This is a genomic window from Sulfurospirillum deleyianum DSM 6946, from assembly GCF_000024885.1.
Taxonomy (GTDB): domain Bacteria; phylum Campylobacterota; class Campylobacteria; order Campylobacterales; family Sulfurospirillaceae; genus Sulfurospirillum; species Sulfurospirillum deleyianum.
Genome location: NC_013512.1, coordinates 613,521 through 633,039 on the forward strand (window position 1 = coordinate 613,521; position 19,519 = coordinate 633,039).

General features: G+C 40.3%; 14 protein-coding genes. 6 read left to right on the forward strand and 8 right to left on the reverse strand.

Annotated elements, in window-relative coordinates; translation table 11 throughout:
* Positions 1-72: 72 nt before the first annotated feature.
* Positions 73-621: a DJ-1 family glyoxalase III gene (locus SDEL_RS03200; RefSeq protein ID WP_012856425.1), complete on the forward strand. Its 549-nt coding sequence runs from the start codon at positions 73-75 to the stop codon at positions 619-621.
* Between the two features lie 32 nt (positions 622-653).
* Here the strand turns inward: SDEL_RS03200 and SDEL_RS03205 are convergent, their stop codons facing one another.
* A complete protein-coding gene (locus SDEL_RS03205; protein ID WP_012856426.1) occupies positions 654-3,587 on the reverse strand; it encodes a MutS-related protein in 2,934 nt (977 codons plus the stop codon).
* Positions 3,588-3,690: 103 nt separating this feature from the next.
* Between SDEL_RS03205 and SDEL_RS03210 the strand changes: the two genes are divergently transcribed.
* Genes SDEL_RS03210 through SDEL_RS03220 form a run of 3 tightly spaced genes read left to right on the forward strand, consistent with a single transcriptional unit; the run spans position 3,691 to position 6,148 of the window.
* Positions 3,691-4,101, forward strand: a complete 411-nt coding sequence (locus tag SDEL_RS03210; RefSeq protein ID WP_012856427.1) for a DUF2721 domain-containing protein — start codon at positions 3,691-3,693, stop codon at positions 4,099-4,101.
* Positions 4,098-4,937, forward strand: coding sequence for a CvfB family protein (locus SDEL_RS03215; protein ID WP_012856428.1), 840 nt, complete (start codon positions 4,098-4,100; stop codon positions 4,935-4,937). The genes SDEL_RS03210 and SDEL_RS03215 overlap by 4 nt, the downstream gene beginning before the upstream one ends.
* Positions 4,934-6,148, forward strand: a complete 1,215-nt coding sequence (locus tag SDEL_RS03220) for a BaiN/RdsA family NAD(P)/FAD-dependent oxidoreductase (RefSeq protein WP_012856429.1) — start codon at positions 4,934-4,936, stop codon at positions 6,146-6,148. Before SDEL_RS03215 ends, SDEL_RS03220 begins: the two co-directional genes overlap by 4 nt.
* Here the strand turns inward: SDEL_RS03220 and hemJ are convergent, their stop codons facing one another.
* The 4 genes from hemJ to SDEL_RS03240 all read right to left on the reverse strand — a co-directional run bounded on the left by hemJ (position 6,149) and on the right by SDEL_RS03240 (position 10,571).
* Positions 6,149-6,664: a protoporphyrinogen oxidase HemJ gene (gene hemJ / locus SDEL_RS03225; protein WP_012856430.1), complete on the reverse strand. Its 516-nt coding sequence runs from the start codon at positions 6,662-6,664 to the stop codon at positions 6,149-6,151. It abuts the gene before it with no gap.
* Positions 6,665-6,759: 95 nt separating this feature from the next.
* Complete coding sequence (gene amrS / locus SDEL_RS03230; protein ID WP_012856431.1) at positions 6,760-7,791, reverse strand: AmmeMemoRadiSam system radical SAM enzyme; 1,032 nt, start codon at positions 7,789-7,791, stop codon at positions 6,760-6,762.
* A gap of 163 nt (positions 7,792-7,954) precedes the next feature.
* A complete protein-coding gene (locus SDEL_RS03235; RefSeq protein WP_012856432.1) occupies positions 7,955-8,389 on the reverse strand; it encodes a host attachment protein in 435 nt (144 codons plus the stop codon).
* Between the two features lie 211 nt (positions 8,390-8,600).
* The gene (locus tag SDEL_RS03240) at positions 8,601-10,571 is read right to left on the reverse strand and encodes a methyl-accepting chemotaxis protein (RefSeq protein WP_012856433.1); all 1,971 of its coding nucleotides are present in this window, start codon (positions 10,569-10,571) and stop codon (positions 8,601-8,603) included.
* A gap of 157 nt (positions 10,572-10,728) precedes the next feature.
* Here SDEL_RS03240 and dnaE point away from each other — a divergent pair, with 157 nt between their 5' ends.
* A complete protein-coding gene (gene dnaE, locus SDEL_RS03245) occupies positions 10,729-14,277 on the forward strand; it encodes a DNA polymerase III subunit alpha (RefSeq protein ID WP_012856434.1) in 3,549 nt (1,182 codons plus the stop codon).
* 6 nt (positions 14,278-14,283) lie between these two features.
* Here the strand turns inward: dnaE and SDEL_RS03250 are convergent, their stop codons facing one another.
* Entirely contained in the window at positions 14,284-15,303 is a 1,020-nt protein-coding gene (locus SDEL_RS03250) for a sensor histidine kinase (protein WP_041666439.1), read from the reverse strand.
* Between the two features lie 73 nt (positions 15,304-15,376).
* On the opposite strand from SDEL_RS03250, the gene SDEL_RS03255 reads away from it, so the two are divergent.
* Positions 15,377-16,642, forward strand: coding sequence for an aminotransferase class V-fold PLP-dependent enzyme (locus SDEL_RS03255; RefSeq protein ID WP_012856436.1), 1,266 nt, complete (start codon positions 15,377-15,379; stop codon positions 16,640-16,642).
* 31 nt (positions 16,643-16,673) lie between these two features.
* Here the strand turns inward: SDEL_RS03255 and SDEL_RS03260 are convergent, their stop codons facing one another.
* The gene (locus SDEL_RS03260) at positions 16,674-18,113 is read right to left on the reverse strand and encodes a TrkH family potassium uptake protein (protein ID WP_012856437.1); all 1,440 of its coding nucleotides are present in this window, start codon (positions 18,111-18,113) and stop codon (positions 16,674-16,676) included.
* Positions 18,114-18,127: 14 nt separating this feature from the next.
* Positions 18,128-19,468, reverse strand: coding sequence for an NAD-binding protein (locus SDEL_RS03265; RefSeq protein ID WP_012856438.1), 1,341 nt, complete (start codon positions 19,466-19,468; stop codon positions 18,128-18,130).
* Positions 19,469-19,519 lie beyond the last annotated feature (51 nt).

A 19,519-nucleotide genomic window follows, 5' to 3' on the forward strand; every position in this document is an offset into this window, starting at 1 on the left:
TTACACAGTGTGTTGTGACGCACTGTGTCCTCTTTGTTTTTCCTTTCCACGTTTCATTTCAAGGAGTTTAAAATGCATAAAAAAGTCATTGTTCCCTTAGCCGAAGGCTTTGAAGAGATTGAAGCACTTAGCATTGTGGATATTCTAAGACGTGCCAATGTTGAAGTGAGTATTGCGGCGTTAGAATCTTTACATGTAAAAGGCGCACACGGTGTCATCGTCGTTGCGGATGCCTTTTTAGCGGATATGGATGCTTCTACCTACGATATGATTGCTCTGCCAGGGGGACTTCCAGGTGCGACCAATTTAGCAAAAGATGCAACCCTCCAAGGCATACTTAAAGCTTTTGATGCGAAAAAAAAGGCGATTGCCGCCATTTGCGCTGCGCCGTATGCCTTACATACTGCTGGAGTGCTTAAAAAGCGCTATACCTGCTATCCAGGGTTTCATACCAACATTGCCCATGAGGGCTACGACGCTTCTAAAAGAGTGGTCGTAGATGAAAATATTACCACCTCACAAGGCCCAAGCACGGCGATGCTTTTTGCGCTTTCTCTCGTTGAGCAGTTGTGTGGAAAGGGTGTGCGTGAGCAACTCGCTAAGGATTTACTTTTAGGCTAAAAGGGTTTACATGTAAAGCGTGTTAAAGCGCTTTACTTTTCTTCATAATGCAGTTTTAATCCCTCACTGCTCATCACAAATCCACTAATGACAATTTTCCCCTCATGCACCATCTTATGGTGTTTTGCACAGAGTGGAATGAGGTTGTAACGGTGGTTTTGGTGAAAATGCTCAATGTTGCCATGTTTATCAGCCATCTCTTGCGCATGAATGTGATGCACCTCTTCGACGTACGCATCGCATAAAGCGCATTTGGCGAGGTAGAGATTTTTATTGTATTTGCTACGTTTTTTCTGTTTTAAAAGCTCCATCTCGCCCAATTCACCCGCAAGGTTGCGTCGAATTTCATACGCCATTTTAATAAACTCACTGTCCATATGTAAGGATTTGGCAAATTCCAACCCATACAGGGAACTTCCACTGCCAATGTCGAGTTTTCGGTTATAGAGCAGTTTGTCCTGTTCTTCATCGTAACTCACGCCTAAATGAAGCGCAATGACCTCTTTAAGTTCGGTAATGAGCGGTAGCTGGATGAGCTGGTGCAAATGGGTCGCAAAGACAAATAAAGCACCCCTAGCGTGGAGTTTTTTAATGCTACTTGCCACAATGGCTAGGGCTGATTCGGTCTCTGTTCCATGGCTGATTTCATCGCCTAAAACGAGGGAATAGGGCGTGGCTCGATTGAAAATATTTTTAAGTTCTAACATCTCAACAGTAAAAGTCGAAAGCCCTTTGTAGAGGTTGTCCGCACTCATAATGCGGGTAAAAATTTTATCGAACAGATGAAAACGAAGGCTTGCGCAGGGGACAAAAAAGCCAGATTGCGCCATGATAATCGCCATGCCAAGGCTTTTCATCAACGAAGATTTACCGCTAGAGTTAATGCCATAGAGCAACATGCCTTGCACGGTGTTGATGGAGGAGGCTTCAAGGGTAATGTGATTGTGTGGCATCTCTTTAGGACATTGACCTAAAAAGAGGTCGTTGGGAATGTAGATGCCATTTTCCTCACGGGATTCAATGAGTGGGTGACGAAGCCCAATGGCTTCTAAAAAACGCTCTTTCTCATCCATGGGCAAAAGCTCAGGGCGAGTGTAGTTAAAATGCACCGCACATTTGGCATTGCTCAGGGCGACATCCAGCGTTCCCACAAAGGAGATGAGATGCTCTAAGGTGAGTGAAAAATGGGTCTCAATTTTCTCTAACATCTCATCGTAACGCTCTTTGACTAGAGCTATCATTTGAAGATTATTTAGGGTGATGTCGTGGGATATCTCTTCAATCAACGAGGCGGAGATTTTGACACTGTTTTTGAGATGCCTAAAGGTAAAATCTTTGAAAAAGTAGTGTTTATCGCCGATGGTGAGAAAACTTTGCATCAGTTTCTCTTCAATGAGGGCAAAACGATTTTTACTCATCAAAATATAATGCCCCTCGCTCTCAAGCCACTCAATGCTAATCATCGAGCGATTACTCTCCTCAAAAAGCGCTTCCATATGCGAGACAATATGCTCTAAGGCACTAAAGCGTTCATTTTTGTTTTGCTCAATTTTATCAATGTGCGGATAAACGCCTGTCAGAAACAGGTTTTCATTGATTTGGTCTTTGCGAAACTTAGCGCACACATCAAGGACAAACGTGCTTTGAAGCATGGAAAAAAGCGCTTCGGTTTCATCCAAAAGGCTTTTGGGAAGGTTCATTTTTTTAAGCTCTGCTTCTTTTAAAATCCCTAAAATAGCCTCTAAAGAGGTGCTTAAATACGCCAATTCTAAAGGGTGCAGTTTCTTAAGGGCAATGCGTCGTAAAATGCGCTCCAAATCATAAACCTGTTTAAGAGCGATGTCAAATTTTTTATAATCCTCCATTAGTTTTGAGCTCAAATCAAAGCGTTCGTTGAGGGTTTTTAAATCGCAGATGGGATTAAGCAGACGCTCTTTTAAGAGCCGTTTGCCCATCGCCGTTGAGCTTTGGTCGATGAGATTTAAAAGCGTCATCTCCATAGGATTGCGTGAGATGATGTCTAGCTGTTCAAGGGCGTTATTGCCCATGTAGAGGTAGCGATTATTGCCAAGAAGGATAGGTCGGCTCATTTTCTCAATGATATTGGCATCGTGTTCAATGATAAAATCGCATAAAATCGCCAGCGATTCACTGGCATAGGGGTAGCGTTCAATGTCCAAATACTCAATGGGTGAAAGGAGGGAACGGATGGCGTAAATACGTCCAAAAAGCTCATTTTGATAGGCGACTTTATGACGCTCTTTGTTATGACTGTGCGGTGTGTTTTGAGTGATTTCAAGGTAGCTTTGCACCCACTCTTTATCGATGCTTTCACTGTTATAGGTAAGGACAATTTCGCTGGTTTTATAGGTTTGCAGAAGGTTGAAAATCTCATCTAAGGCGTAGGTTTTATCTTCTCTGGTGCCATGCACTTCGTTAATAATGGTCTTACCCGTGCTGACATCAATCGCTGCGTAGCCAATGGAGTAAATTTGATGATTGCAGTCAATGAGCAAGGAGACCAAATAGTTCTCACTCGATTCCATGACATAATCAAAATTGGTTCCGGGGCTAATGATATTGGCGATGTAACGCTTGACATGCGGTGGCTCACCTTTTTGGCGCACTAGAACGATGGTGTATTTTTTGGTTTGTACTAAACGAGCAAGGTAGCGATCTAAAGAGACGGCTGGAATACCCGCAAGCAGAGGATTTTGCAAGGAGTTTTCTAAAATGGCTTTATTTTTGCGTGTGAGTTGAATGTTCAAGAGTTCTGAAACCTCTTTGGCTTTACCGATTTGGTGGGTTTCATTGTTCACTTCGTAGGTTTCAAAAAAAGAGCCAATCTCCATAAAAACAATGGTATTTTTACCATACTTCTCTTCAAAAAAGCGTTGCAAATCAAAATAGATTTCGGTGAGAAGTTTCTCTTTAGAGTTTAGCAATTTAGCGATATTTTCGAGCATTCTAACCTTTACACAGCATGGTTTAAGGTTTTATTATACACAAAGGAAGCATAAAAAAAGGGGTTGTTGGGTAGAATAAAAGCATATTTTTTTAAGGATAGGTATGGAAATTGAAATTTCAACACCCGCACTTTTGTTTCCTGCGGTTTCACTGCTTTTGCTCGCATACACCAATCGTTTTTTAGCCGTAGCGCAACTCATTCGTATGTTGCACCGCCAATCCAATGAGCGTGAAAATTGTGAAGAGTATCAACAAATTGCCAATCTCAAACACCGTTTGGAACTCACCAAATGGATGCAATTTTTTGGAGTGCTCTCGTTGTTACTCTGTACGCTTTCGATGACAGAGCTTTTTATGGGGTATTTAGAGATAGGTAAAAAGATTTTTGGCTTAAGTTTGATTGCGATGTGTCTTTCATTGCTGATCTCTCTTTGGGAGTTGATGATTTCAACCAAAGCCCTTAATATGGAACTGAGCGACATGCATAATAAATGTAAAACAGGAAAAAAATGAATCAGTACTTACTTGTAGGTGAGAAAAATCGCCTGAAAATTAGCCGTTACACCGATAATGGTGTTTATTTGATTTGTGAAGATAAGGATGAGGTTTTACTCCCCAATGCTTATGTGAGTTATGCGATGAAAGAGGGCGATGAAATCGACGCATTTGTCTATTTTGACTCGGAAGATCGTATTGTGGCAAGTACAGTGTTTCCTAAAGCGATGCTCGATGAATTTGGCTGTTTTGAGGTGGTCGATGTCACTCCTTTTGGAGCCTTTGTGGATTGGGGTTTGCCCAAAGATTTACTCGTTCCAAAAGCGCTTCAGAAGTTTCCTTTTCATGTGGGAATGAAGGTGGTGGTGCGTGTCTGTTTGGATGATGAGACAGGACGGATTATTGGTTCACAAAAGTACAACGACCTCTTAAGCAAAGACTTAAAAGCGCTTAAACTCCATCAAGAGGTGAAACTTTTGGTGCGTGAGCGAACGCCTCTGGGCTTTAAAGTGATTGTGAACAATCTCTACGATGGCATGATTTTTCACAGTGAAATTTTTGAAGCGATTGAGGTGGGTGATGAGAAGAAAGGGTTTATTAAAACTTTGCGCAACGATGGCAAACTGGACATTTCTCTTCAGCCCATTGGCGATAAAAATGAGGAATACGCCACTCAAAAAGTTTTAGAGTTTTTACATGTAAAAGGTGGCGTAAGTGAGCTTCATTATAAGAGTGAGCCTGAGGAAGTTCAAGCGCAGTTGGGGCTCAGTCGTAAAGCGTTTAAGAGAGCTTTAACACGTTTGGTGGAGATGAAGAAAATTGCAGTGAGCGAAGAGGGTATGAAGCTTATATGAAGCGTGTTGGGATTGTAGGTGCGGGTGCTTCTGGGTTGGTGTGCGCCATAGAAGCGGCTCGAAAAGGGCATGCGGTTTTTGTCTTTGAGAAAAACAGTAAAGTCGGGCGAAAAATTTTAGCCACGGGCAATGGCAAGTGCAATATCTCCAATCAAAATATCACGCTTGAAGCTTATCATGGCGAGGCAATTTCTGGTATGAAAGAGGTTTTAAAGCGCTTTGACACCTTTACATGTAAAGCTTTTTTTGCAAAATTAGGCTTAGAATTTCGTGAGGGCGAAGAGGGAAAATTGTACCCGATGAGCCATCAAGCCTCCAGTGTGGTCGATCTGCTTTTGCATGAGGCACGAAGCTTAGGCGTGCATTTTTTCTTAGAGAATGAGGTGGTGGCGATTGAGAAAAAAGAGGGGCAATTTGCTTTACATGTAAAGGAGCAAACCCATTTGTGCGATGCTTGCGTCATTGCCACAGGAAGCCTTGCCATGCCCAATCTTGGAAGTTCTGGAAGCGGGTATGATTTTGCCAAAGCCTTTGGGCATCAGGTGATTGAGCCTTTTCCTTCTTTGGTGCAGTGCGTCTGCGAAGAGGCGCATGTGGCACTCGCCAGTGGTGTGAAGATGGAAGGTGTGGTAGAGCTTTTTGTGGAAAATCAAAAGGTGCAACGTGCCACGGGTGATCTTTTGTTTACCGCTTATGGACTCTCAGGTTCAGCTATTTTAGAAATCAGCCGAAAAGTCTCGCTGGCGAGTGTGCGAGGTGAAAAAGTACATGTCGTGCTTGATCTGATGCCAACACTCAGCAAAGAGGCATTGCAGAGTCTGCTTCAAAAAAGAGTTGCCACAGCCCAAGGCAAATCGCTCTCTTTGTGGCTTGAGGGGATGATTCCTAAGAAATTAGCCTTGTTGATTATTCATCATGAAAAACTTTTACATGTAAAAGAGGCGTCAGAGCTGAGTGCTAAAGAGCTTAAAAAGCTTGTATTTGCGCTCAAAGCTTTGCGCTTATCTGTTACTAAGACCAAAGGTTTTGAGAGTGCTGAGGTATGTGCGGGAGGGGTTGAACTTCGAGAAATTGAGACGAAAAGTTTACAGTCTCGCCGTGTGGAAAATCTCTATTTTTGTGGGGAAGTATTGGATGTGGATGGAAATTGTGGAGGGTTTAACCTCCACTTTGCATGGGCTTCAGGCTTTTGTGTGGGGCAAAGCCTCTAGTTAGCCTATCTTCTCTTTTTGTTGCATAATCATATAAATAATAAACGCAAAAATGCCAATGGAGATAGACGTAAAAAGCAAGGAAAAGGTTTTCAGCACCACATAGCCAACAATTAAAAGTGAGAGTAGTGTTGGTACTTCATTGTACGCTCTAAAAAATTTACCACTGCGTTCGCATTCCCCTTTTTCAAGTTTAACACGAAAATATTCCAGTGAAAAAGAGTAAGCGCTTAGAAGAACAACCATAGTAATCTTCGCATGTAACCATGTGCCTGTTTCAAATAAGACAGGATTGACAATGAGCATGGCAGCACCACTGAGCAGTGTTGCCCAAAAAGCAGGTAAACCAATGTATTTATAAATTTTGTACTCTTGAATTTTGACTACTTCTACAAATTCGCTTTTATGAGCATGTTCCACATGGTAAACAAAAAGCCGTGGGAGATAAAAAAGCATCGCCATCCATGACATAAACGACATCACGTGAAAGCTTAGTATCCAACTGTAATATTCCATTTCTCTTCCTCAAACATCATTAAAAATATGAGGGCATTATAACAATTATAAGAGCTTTTTGCGAGACTTTATTGGATAGAGTTCTTGCAGAACATTTATCTCTTCTCCCAAATCCCTTCTATACTATAGCCACAATGCGGACAGGCTCCATTTTGGGTTAATGTATTGCTCACCTTTTCTCCTAGATGTCCTTTACGTTGAATGACTTTTGTGTGACAGTGTGGACAGTAGGTAGACTCGTGTGCGGAATCTTCCACGTTGCCTACATAGACATATTTTAGTCCCGCTTCTTTGCCGATGGCATAGGCACGTGTAAGCGTCGCATGGGGTGTGGGTGGAAGATGGAGCATTTTATAGGTAGGGTGAAATGCACTGATATGCCACGGCATCGCAGGATCAAGGTTTGCTTGAAAATGTGCGATTTCTCGAAGCATATCATCGCTGTCATTGAGGGTGGGGATAATGAGTGTGGTGGTTTCTATCCAAATGCCCTTTTGGTGAGCATAGGTGAGGGTATCAAGGACGGGTTTTAAAGAAGCGCCACATACCTCTTTGTAAAAGGATTGTGAAAAAGCCTTGATATCAATATTCATGCCATCTAAAAAAGGTGCGATGGCATCAATGGCCTCATGGGTTTCATATCCGCTGGTCACATAGATATTTTTAAGCCCTGCTTCATGGGCGAGTTTTGCGGTATCGTAGGTGTACTCAAAAAAGACGGCAGGTTCGTTGTACGTGTAAGCAATGCTTTGGCATCCTTGCTTTAGCGCTAAAGCGACAATCATCTCTGGCGTGAGCGTTTCTCCAAAAATGCGGTGTTCTTTGGTTTTTGGGTATTGAGAAATATCATAATTTTGGCAAAATTGACAGGAAAAATTACATCCAACGGTTCCAAAAGAGAAGACGTGGGAGTTTGGGAGAAAGTGAAACATAGGTTTTTTTTCAACGGGGTCGATGTGTGCGGCAGCCGCTTTTGCATAAACTAAAAGGCGCAATTTTCCCTCTTCAACCTTGCGCACGCCACAGATGCCATACTCTCCCTCATGCAGTTTGCAATGATGATGACAGGCATCACACGCTACTCTTCCATCGTTTAGAGAATGGCTTAACCATGCATGTGAAGACATACCTACTCCTTTACATGTAAACGCTTAAGAAGAAACGAAGCAGAAATGTTATCTCTACTTCGTCTTAAAAAAGCGTTGCTTTAAAGATTCCTTTCATATTGGGGAATCTTTCGTAGCATACTCATGCGTCTTTGCTTCTTTCAAACTTGGGAGTGCAAGACGTCTACTGTTTAAAATGCTCTAAAATCTCATCAGTAGGTGTTTTGGTTAAATCAAGCAAAACATGGGATGCGAGATTTTTAGTCAATGCCAAATCCAAGTTTTCAAGAATCGTATGATACATAGCTTTGGGCGCAGCAAAATACCATGCTTCATGAGGATATTCAAGCAGTGCTTTAGAGATGGTTTCGCTAAGCTCTTTAAAGCGTTTTCGCTCCTCTTCCATTTCCATGGCATGATTTTCTCCGCCACCTTGAATTCCCCACGCTGTTTTACAATGACCTTGTTGATCGGAGAGCTTTTCGCTTGGTTTTTGATGAATATCTAAAGAGTCACTACTAAGGAGACATTCAAGGGACTCTCTACCTAAAGGGTCTACGTTGATACGAAAAAGTTTAAAGTGTTGTAAATCAACCACCACAACAAGTTTAGATGACATGTGAACTCCTTTGAAAAGATAAGAATTTTAAACATTTAAAGGCACAAGAACCTCTGTATTTTTAGAAAATACAATCCGTTTTTGCCATCTATATTCATTATACTCCAAAGCCTTTCAAAAGAAGAGAGGATGGTTAAAGATTTTTGCAAAAATCTAGTTTACATGTAAAGATGTTTCTAAAGAGAAACAGAGGCTTTTAACGCCTCTGTTGTTAGGTTCTAAATTCGAAGAGTTTGAGGTTGAGGTTTTCCGTCATACGGCTTAAGTGCTCTGCCGCTCCTGCGATTTCTTCTACACTGCGAGCATTTTGGCGGGAGAGTTCATTGACTTTAGATACATCTTGAATCATCATTTCAATATCTTTAGCCGTTTTAAGATAATTTTCAATCGTCAAATCAGAATCTTGGGTAGCTTTATCCATGATTTTAAACATATCATTGATTTTAGATTCAACCCCACTGGCAGTATGGGCTAGGGATTCGACACGTTTAGAATTTTGGCTCATCTGTTCTGAGCTATCCACGATAGATTGGACAATGACATTAATGGTGGCATTGATTTGCGCTAAACTGCTTTGGGTGCGTTCTGCGAGTTTTCGTACTTCATCCGCAACGACGGCAAAACCTCGTCCGTGTTCACCCGCACGTGCAGCTTCAATGGCGGCATTGAGGGCTAAGAGGTTGGTCTGATCGGCAATTTCGCTGATGACGGTTAGCACACTTTTAACCTGTTCTGCATCACTGGAGAGTTGTTGAATTTTCGAGGCTAATTCAACTTCAAGTGCCGCACTTTGTTGAATTTCACTGGTTAGGGTTAAAATGGTTGTATTGGCTTCATGCAAATAGCGATTGGCTTCTACTAACCCTTCTTTGCTCTTTTGAGCTTCATTCATGCTTGCGTGCATATCTGTTTTAAGTTTATCCCCTTGCTCCGTGGCATTGGTGACAATACTCAGTGAGGTTTCAACGGCTTTTCCCACACCGATTGAGGTGCTTGATAGCTCATGAGAAATAGAAGAGTTTTCGGTTGAAATAGATTTGGCATCGACAATTAAAATGCGTACTTTTTCAATAAAATGATTGATTTGTTCACTCGCTTGTGCGATTTCATCTTTGCCTACAATCATCAATTTTCGAGTAAGATCACCATCTCCACTCGAGAGTTCACGTGCTTTTTCAATGAGGTTTGTGAGCGGTTGGGTGATAATTTTATGAATGGCAACCCAAATGACAACGAGCATAAGAAGCGTCATGAGCGAAGCAACTAAAACGAGTCGGTTACGAAGGGCATCGTTTGCTTCTTGAAAATCAGCGTTGTACGCTTTAGCGACTAAAACCCAATTCCATTTATCAAAGGTATGAAAATTGACAATGACCTCTTTGTCCTCTTCCATGACATGAAGTAAGCCGTTTTTTTGCTCTAAGATTTTTTTATCGAGTGCGGAGGTGACTTTTTGGCTATCAAGGGTTGGGTGAACATCGTAACTTTGGCTTTTGGTATTTAAGGCGTAAAAATAGCCATGCTCACCAATTTTCATCTCGTGCATCTCTTTTTCAAGTGTTTTTAAACCCTGCGTAAACTCATACCCGATAAATAAAATACCAATGACAGTGCCTTTTTCCACAATGGGTTCATAAACGGTGACATAATCTTTACCAAACAAACGCGCATTGCCCACGTACTGTTTTTGGCTCATAATAGGCGCATACGCAGGACTTGCTTTGCCCAAGAATGTTCCTAGTGCTCGTTCATTTTTTTCATTGCGTAAGGAGGTGGTAACACGAATAAAATCATCCCCTTTTTTAACAAACACAGTGGCAATGGCGCCGGTGAGTTTGGTATAAGCATCGAGTGCTTCAAAGTTGTTGTTTAATGCCACACTCTCCGAGAAAAGAATGGGTGTCTCAATCTCTTTGACTAGAGTGGTTTGGGTGGTGTCGAGGTGAAAATGTTTAAAATGAGATTTAAAAACAGCGAAAAGTTTTAGACTGGATTCTTCAAGCGAACCATTGTAAATCTGTGTTGTTTTTTGCAGTGCTAATAGACGGGCATTGACCTTGCCCTCAGTCTCTTTGGTAATGTAATGGCTCAAGTAGCTACTAATATAGACGATGAAAAGCGCCATGGATAGAAAGATAATACATAACTGTATGGCAGATAATTTTTTTGCCAAAGAATTCATTTTTTCTCCTTAAGATAACCTAATGTTGGCTATCTTATCTCAAATAGTCTTAGAATTTTATGGGATTCATCGTTTACATGTAAAAATATTTTTACCTTCTCAAAGGCGCTTAAGTGCTCTTTTGTTACAATAGATTAAAAACTTACAATGAGATTTTATGAGCGAATTACACTATACCCATTTACATTTACATACCGAATACTCCTTGCTTGATGGTGCCAATAAAATAGGCAAACTAGCGAAAAAACTGAAAGCCCAAGGGGTTGGCTCTGTTGCGATTACCGACCATGGCAATATGTTTGGCGCTCTTGATTTTTACAAAACCATGCGAAAAGAGGGGATAAAACCTATTATTGGCATTGAGGCGTACATTCATAACCAAGACGATATTGGCGATAAAACGACCAAACAACGCTTTCACCTCTGCTTATTTGCTAAAAATGAGATTGGCTATAAAAATTTAATGTACCTCTCTTCGATGAGCTACATTAAAGGATTTTATTACTATCCACGTATTAACAAACAGCTCTTAAAAGAGCATTCAGAAGGTTTGATTTGCTCGAGTGCGTGTTTGCAAGGTGAAGTGAATTGGCATCTCAATCTCAATAACAAACGTAATGTTCAATTTGGTGCCAAAGGGTATGAAAGGGCTAAAGAGGTTGCTTTGGAGTACAAGGCGATTTTTGGGGATGATTTTTATTTGGAAATTATGCGCCATGGCATTAATGATCAGATGTTTATTGATGATAATATTTTGCGCATTGCCAAAGAGACAGGCATTAAAGTGATTGCGACCAATGACACGCACTACTTAGAGCCTGATGATGCAGAAGCGCACGAGGCGTTTATGTGTATTGCGATGAACAAAGAGTTTGATGACCCAAATCGTCTTCGTCACTCTGTCCATGAGTTTTTTGTCAAATCCCCCGAGCAGATAGCCGATCTTTTTGTGGATATTCCTGAAGTGCTTGAAAATACACAAGAGATTGTGGATAAATGTAATTTGGAGATTAAACTAGGTGATCCAACCCCTCCAAAATTTAAATTTACCAAAGAGTATGCCGCTCGTGAGGGACTCTCTTTTGAGAGTGATGATGACTTTTTTGCGCACAAATGCCGTGAGGGTTTAAAAGAGCGTTTAAAATACGTCGATGCAAGTAAGCATGAAGAGTACAAGGCAAGGCTTGAGCGGGAGATTAGCGTTATTTGCACTATGAAATTCCCTGGTTATATGCTTATTGTTTGGGATTTTATTCGTGAAGCCAAAAGCAGAGGTGTTCCCGTAGGTCCTGGTAGGGGTTCTGCGGCGGGGAGTTTGGTCGCATATTCGCTTTTTATTACCGATCTTGATCCGATGCCTTATAACTTGCTTTTTGAAAGGTTTTTAAATCCTGAACGTATTAGTATGCCCGATATTGACGTGGATTTTTGTCAGAGCAGGCGGGGTGAGATTATTGATTATGTCGTAGAAAAGTATGGGCGTTATAACGTGGCACAAGTGATTACCTTTGGTAAGCTTTTAGCCAAAGGAGTTATTCGTGATGTCGCCCGTGTTTTAGCGATTCCTTACGCTGAAGCCGATGCCATGGCAAAGCTCATTCCTGATGAGCTGGGCATTACCTTAAATGGAATAGGAGTTGAGGGCGAAGAGGGGTTTAAAGCAGGAGCCTATCAAAAAGAGCCCAAGCTTAGAGAACTCATTGAGCGTGACCCTAGGATGCAGCGAGTCTGGAAATTTGCCTTAGCTCTTGAAGGACTGAACCGAAACTCAGGTATGCATGCCGCAGGTGTGGTAATTAGCGATGAAGAGTTGTGGCATAAAACACCACTCTATCAACCCTCAGGTGAAGATCATTTGGTCACCCAGTATTCGCTCAACTTTTTGGAAGATGTGGATTTGATTAAGTTCGACTTTTTGGGACTTAAAACACTGACGGTGATTGATAATGCGCTCAAACTCATTAAAGCACGCTATAACAAAACCATTGATTTTAACGCACTGGATTTGAATGATCCTAAAGTGTATGAACTGATTCAAAGTGGTGATACCATCGGGCTTTTCCAGATAGAATCCAGCGGTATGCAATCGTTAAATGAGCGTTTAAAGCCCAACACCTTTGAAGATTTAATTGCGGTCTTAGCACTGTATCGTCCAGGGCCTATGGAATCAGGTATGTTGGATGATTTTATTGACAGAAAGCACGGGCGTAAAGAGGTTACTTACTTTTTTGATGAGTTTACCAAACCTTTACAGCCTATTTTAGAACCAACCTATGGGGTGATTGTCTATCAAGAACAGGTTATGCAAATTGTTCAAAGCATTGGTGGATTTAGTTTGGGTGAATCAGACTTGATTCGTCGTGCGATGGGTAAGAAAAAGATTGATTATATGAAACAAAAAGCCGAAGAGTTTGCCGATGGTGCGGTGAAGCAAGGCTTAGATAGAGCCCATGCGATTGAGCTTTTTGGCTTGATTGAAAAGTTTGCAGGGTATGGTTTTAATAAATCGCACTCTGCCGCTTACGCACTGATTACCTTTCAAACGGCGTACTTGAAATGCTACTATCCTCAAGAGTTTATGGCAGCGCTTTTGACCTCAGAGCAAGACAATACCGATAAAATCGTTAAATACATTGATGAGGTGAAGCGTTTAGGCATTAAACTTCTTCCTCCTTCAATCCAACATTCACTCATTGAATTTAGCGCTATTACGGATAGTGATGGGTGTGAAGCGATTTTGTTTGGGATGGGGGCGATTAAAGGGGTTGGCAATGCGGCGATTAGTAAAATTTTAGAAGCCAGAGCCGATGCTCCTTTCTCTGATATGAGCGATTTTATCTCTCGTATTGATGGCTCAAAAGTCAATAAAAAAGTTTTAGAATCGCTGATTAAATCAGGAAGTTTTGATGGTTTTGGATACAGCAGACGAGCTTTGTTAGAGAGCATTGATACCATTATTGAAGCCAGTGGAGAGTGTTCTAGGGCTAAAAAGATGGCAGAGTATTCGCTTTTTGGTGACAGCGAAGAGATGACCAGTGTGGCGGTCAAAATTGAGCCGATTAGTGAATTTGATAGCAAACGTATGTTGGAACTTGAAAAAGAGACCATTGGGTTTTATATTTCAGGACATCCTTTGGATGCATTTAGGGCTCAGATTGATGAGATGAATTATATGCTCTCCAGCGAGAAAGACCAAATTGAGGATGGTTCAAAAGCGCTTTTTATTGGAAAAGTGGAGAGCATTACAGAGAAGATGAGTAAAAAAGGGAACAAGTTTGGTGTGGTTTCTCTGATGGATTTTCATGGTTCTATGGAGCTGACTGTCTTTGAAAAACAGCTTGAAGCGCTCTCCAAAATGGATTTAGAGCGACCCCTTTGTTTTAAAGTGGATGTTACCAATGATGGACAGAGCCTTAAGATGCGTGTGATGAAAATCATGGAGATAGAAGAGGCTAAAAAAGAGAAAATTGAAACCAAAGTCATCGAAGCGCCTTTGGAGCCAAAGGTTTTAAAATTACGATTGAGTGAAGATGTGACGACCTTAGAAATGGTTTATCAATTAGCAAGGCAACATGCTGGAAGAAGGGCGCTAAAACTTTTGATTACCTCAAAATTACAAGATGTTTTGATTGAAACATCGTTGAGTGTGGATGATAGTCTGGATGAGAAATTAGCCGCATTAGAGTGGGTAGAAGTGGTTGAGTAACCGCTTCTATAGGCGTGGAATTTGGATTTGAAAACCTTTGGGGTTTTCAAGTAAATCAATGCGTCCGCCATGGGCTTGAATAATCTGTAAAGAGAGTGCAAGTCCTAAGCCATTGCCTTTTGTTTTGGTCGTTTTAAAAGGTTGAAAGAGGATATTTTTATTTTCAATCGCTTTTCCATCATCTTTTACATGTAAGATAATAAATAGGGGATCTTCCACAAAAGCGATGGAAACATTGCCTTCTTCTCTCTCACTCTCTTCAATCGCATCAATGGCATTAAAAATAAAATTTTGCAATACCAGATTTAAAAGTTCAAAATCTCCTTTCATCTCTTGATGGGGTATCGTAAAGTGAAAGTGAATCTCTTTCGTGTAAGAGTAGTGTGAAATAGCGTGTTCACACTCCTTGATAAAACGATCCATGTAAAATAAGGAGGGGTTGATTTGGACATTTTTGGTAAAAAGAAGCGTTGCTTTAATAATACGCTCCACCCTCCAAATTGATTTTTTGATCTCCGTTACAATAGGTTTAATGGAAGGGTCAACTTTTTTTAAAAGGGTCGAAGCCAGTAAAGAGACAGAACCGATGGGATTGCGAATCTCATGGGAGAGATGGGCAGCTACTTGTCCCATAGAAACGAGGCGTTCATGGCGTTTTCCTTCGGTAATATCTGTGGCGGTAATAATGCGTTTATCTCCTTGCTTGACACTTTTAAGTAGGTAAAAACAGCCTTCAAACTCTATCTCTTTGGTCATCTCTTGCAAAGGGAATTGGCTTAAAAGCATAGGCAGTTTTTTGGCTTCACTGTTTTGAAGAAAGATATCCCCTTTCTCATCGAGCACCCATAACGCATTGGGTTGCACCTCAATAATTTGGCGAATGAAATCTTGCAGTGCGGTGTAGGATTCGTTGAGCTTTTTGTACTCATCTTCAATGACGTAGGTTTGGTTGATAAGGTCTTCAAGCCCTTGTTTAAACAGTTCTTTTTCTTTGGCGCTCAGGCTATTGAGTAAGGTTTCATCAATCATTTTTGATTCCCATCATCTTTTTGGAGGTTTATAAAGAGTATAATAGCCAAAAAAAGTTTTGGATAACGCCGTGCAAGAGATACGTAAAAATATTATTAAAGAGAAGGGAATTCTCTATTTTGATTACACCGCTTCAGGACAAGCGTATAAGCCTATTGAAAAAAAGATGCAAGAGATTTTAAAAACCTATGCCAACACGCATTCTGAAGTAGCATCGAGTGCTTTAAAAACAAGCGCATATTATGCCAAAGCCAGAGAAGATTTGAAAAAAGCCTTAGATATAGATGAGCGATTTTATCTTTTTCCTTGCGGTACAGGAGCTACTGGAGCCATTAAAAAATTTCAAGAACTTATGGGTATTTACATTCCACCTCGTAGCCTAAAGCGTTTTACATGTAAACCTGAAAATTTGCCTGTGGTATTTGTGGGACCGTATGAGCACCACTCCAATGAACTGAGTTTTCGTGAGGGTTTGTGCGAGTTAATACGTATTCCATTGGATGAAGAGGATCGCATTGATTTAGGTGTTTTAGAAGCTCAGTTAGAGGTGCATAAAGGCAGAGAAATTATTGCCTCTTTTTCGGTTGCTTCTAACGTTACAGGTATTATGAGTGATTATAAAGCGATTTATACCTTGGTAAAACGTTATGGAGGCACGCTTTCTTTAGATTCTGCTGCGGCATCGCCTTATGTCAATATCGATTGTAACTACTATGATGCACTGTTTTTATCACCCCATAAACTCTTAGGGGGTGTGGGTTCATGTGGGTTGTTGGTGATGAAAAAGAGTTTGTACACTGAATCTATACCAACGTTTGCAGGTGGGGGAACCGTGGCGTATGTTTCACGTATTTCGCATGATTTTCTGAGTGATGTTGAAATGATAGAGGATGCGGGAACGCCTGGTATTTTACAACTGATTCGAGCCTCTTTAGCTTATAATCTTCGCAATGAGATTGGCTTAGGGGTGATTCATGCACAAGAAGAGTTATTAAAATCTTATTTTGGTTCACACATTCGCAAGATTGATGGAGTTAAACTCTATTGTAAATATTCGCAAGATAAATTGCCTATTTTTTCACTTAATTTCGAGGGAATCAATCCCTATTTGATTTCGCAGTATCTCTCGGATCATTTTGGGATTCAAACGAGGGCTGGATGTAGCTGTGCAGGACCTTATGGGCATGATTTGTTAGAGCTTGAAGATGGACAAAGTTTCGATGAAAAACCAGGTTGGCTTCGTATTTCGATTCATTATACCCATACAAAAAAAGAGATAGACACCCTTTTAAAAGCAATTCAAGAAGCTGTTTGTGTTTTAAAAAAGGAGTCTTGATAGCGTTACATGTAACGCTATCAAGAACGCATTAAAACTTTTTCCAAAAACTGCGACTTAGCATAATGAAAACAGTATAACACTCCAATCTTCCTATAATCATGGCAAAAGAGAGAATAATTTTATCGTACCATGAGAAAAAGGCGTAATTTTGTGAAGGTCCTGTGAGATTGAGTCCTGGACCAATATTTCCAACCATGGAAATAGCCGTGGCAAAAGCAGTTAAAAAATCAAATCCTCTCGCATAAAGATACATCATCACTAAAAATACGGTAATAATAAAGAGAGCGAAAAATCCAAAGACGGAATTGATAATAGAGCTACGAATTTGCTTGCCATCAATGAAAAGAGAGGTAATTACATCAGGTTGAATGGTTCGTTTAATTTCAAGAGCGATGTTTTTAAAGAAGAGAACAAAACGAATCATCTTAATACCACCCGCCGTTGAACCTGCATTAGCACTCATAATCATGGCAAGAAGGGCTATCATCATCGTAAATTGTCCCCATTTTTCATAATCCAATGAGGCAAATCCTGTTGTGGTCGCTAGGGTAGAAACCGTAAAAAAAGAGTGCATCAAAGAGTAGTAAAAGGAGTCTTTTGAGATGGTGACATGTTGCCATGCCATGATAAATGAAAGAGCGATAATTAAACCCAAATACCAGCGGTTTTCTTCTGTATTAAAGGCATACTTATCCCCATTAAAAAAACGAATATGCGCTAAGAAGTTAATACCTGAAATAGTCATAAAAAAAGTCGTCGTCCAAATAACCCCATCACTAAATCCACCCAAAGAGCTGTTTTTCGTAGAAAATCCACCCGTCGAGATCGTCGCAAACGCATGGTTTATGGCATCAAACCAGTTCATGCCAAAGAGCATTAAAAGAATAAAATTGACGAGGGTAAAGAGAATATAGACCGCCCAAATACGATTAGCGGTATCTTTGATTTTAGGGGTGATTTTATCAATAGAAATACCCGTGGATTCAGCTTTAAAAAGGCTTAATGAACCACTTGGATTAATCAAAGGCAAAAGTCCAACACCCAAAACGATAATTCCAATACCTCCAATCCAATGCGTAAGACTTCTGTGAAATAAAATAGATTTGGGTAAAATTTCCACATCTCTGTAAACACTGGCTCCTGTGGTTGTGAAGCCACTAATCGCTTCGAAAAAAGCACCCGCAGGGTCAATTTTGCTGTATAAAACCAGAGGAATCGCTCCTCCAATCCCGAGTAAAATCCAAATGAGATTGACAGAGATAATGCTCTCTTTAATGCCTAAATGCATTTCGCTACTTTTCAGAATGAGAAAGGTGGATAGATTGACAATAAAAAGGGCAAACATCACAAGCGTATAAATAAAAACATCTTCATCGTAGAAAAAGCCAACCAAAGGGGGTAGAAGAAGGATAAAAAAGACAACCAATCCAACTGCAGAGATAAACTTCAAAATACTTTTAACACTCATGATACGCTATTAACCTAAGAGTTTTGTTGGAGCCATTTTGATACAGGCTCAAAATCAGATTCTTTAATAAACGCAACAATGACATCATCTTTTTCAAACGTTGGGATAAGACGATATTCGTAAATATCGCTATTACGCAAAATCACAAAGTGTCCCTTGTCGTCTATCTTATCAGGTAATGGAAGTTTTTTCTCTAAAAGAGGGGAGGTTTCATCTATTTTACGCATCAAAATCGACCCTTCTCCTCCACAAAACTTCTTTTCTACAAATTGAATATTGGAATGAATACGCTCTAAAATAGAGTAATACGCATTGATTTTTTCACCCCGAACGACTTCAATGTTAAGATTGCGCATCAGCGAAGAGTAAGCAATATCGTTGTTAATTCCTATGATTTTTTTAATGCCTCTTTGCTTGGCTTCAATACATTTTGTAATGTTGTATTCATCATTTTTAGTTGCGGCGATAAACATATCCGTGTCAAAACGGTTTTTTGTAATAATATGATCCGCATCATAGGTTGTTTTTAAAACGGTTGCTTTGTTTTTTAACTCGATATTGGCTTTACGACACAGCTCAATATTTTTATCCATAATTTGAACTTCAATCCCTTTTTTAAGTAGGACTTTGGCAATTTCAACCCCCAGTGAGTCTGCACCAAAAATCACACAATTTTTAATCGGTGTCATAGGCTCACTGATTTCACAGACCAATGAACGCAGTGAAAGAATGGCACTTGGGAAAGCTAAAACATAGACGAGATCATTAGGAAGAAGTGTTTCGACTGGTTTTGGAACAAAAAACTCTTTTTTACGCTCCATACCCGCAACAGCGACTTCACTGTTTAACTCCCCGATAAATGTTGAAATCATACGTGGCTGAAAATCCTCTTTTAAACGTACGGAAACGAGTAGTGCTTTGGTGTAATCAAATGCTTTTGCGTTGTAGGCATGTGAAAAATCAACAAGGTATTTAAAAGGTTGTGCCGCTTCAAAAGAGGGGACTATGGTTTCATGGATATTCAGTTTCTTTTTAACTTGATCACTGGCAAAAAAGGAATTTTTGAGACGAATAATTTTTCGCTTCACCGTTGCGATATTGTCAATAATTAACGAGGAGAGAAGATTGACTTCATCAGAATCTGTGACAGCAATGAAAAGGTCAACTTCAGGATTGATACCAAAGTAAGTATGGGGGTTTTCAATATTTCCACAAATTCCTAAAACATCAAGATTTTCTTGAATATTTGAAATGGCATCTTCGTTTTGATCAATAACGGTCACATTATTGTTGTGCATAAGATGTTTGGCAACGTTGTATCCAACTTTTCCAGCACCTGCGATAATCACTTGCATCGTTTCGTACTCTTATGATGAAATTTTTTAAATGTAGAAAAAGTATTGTAT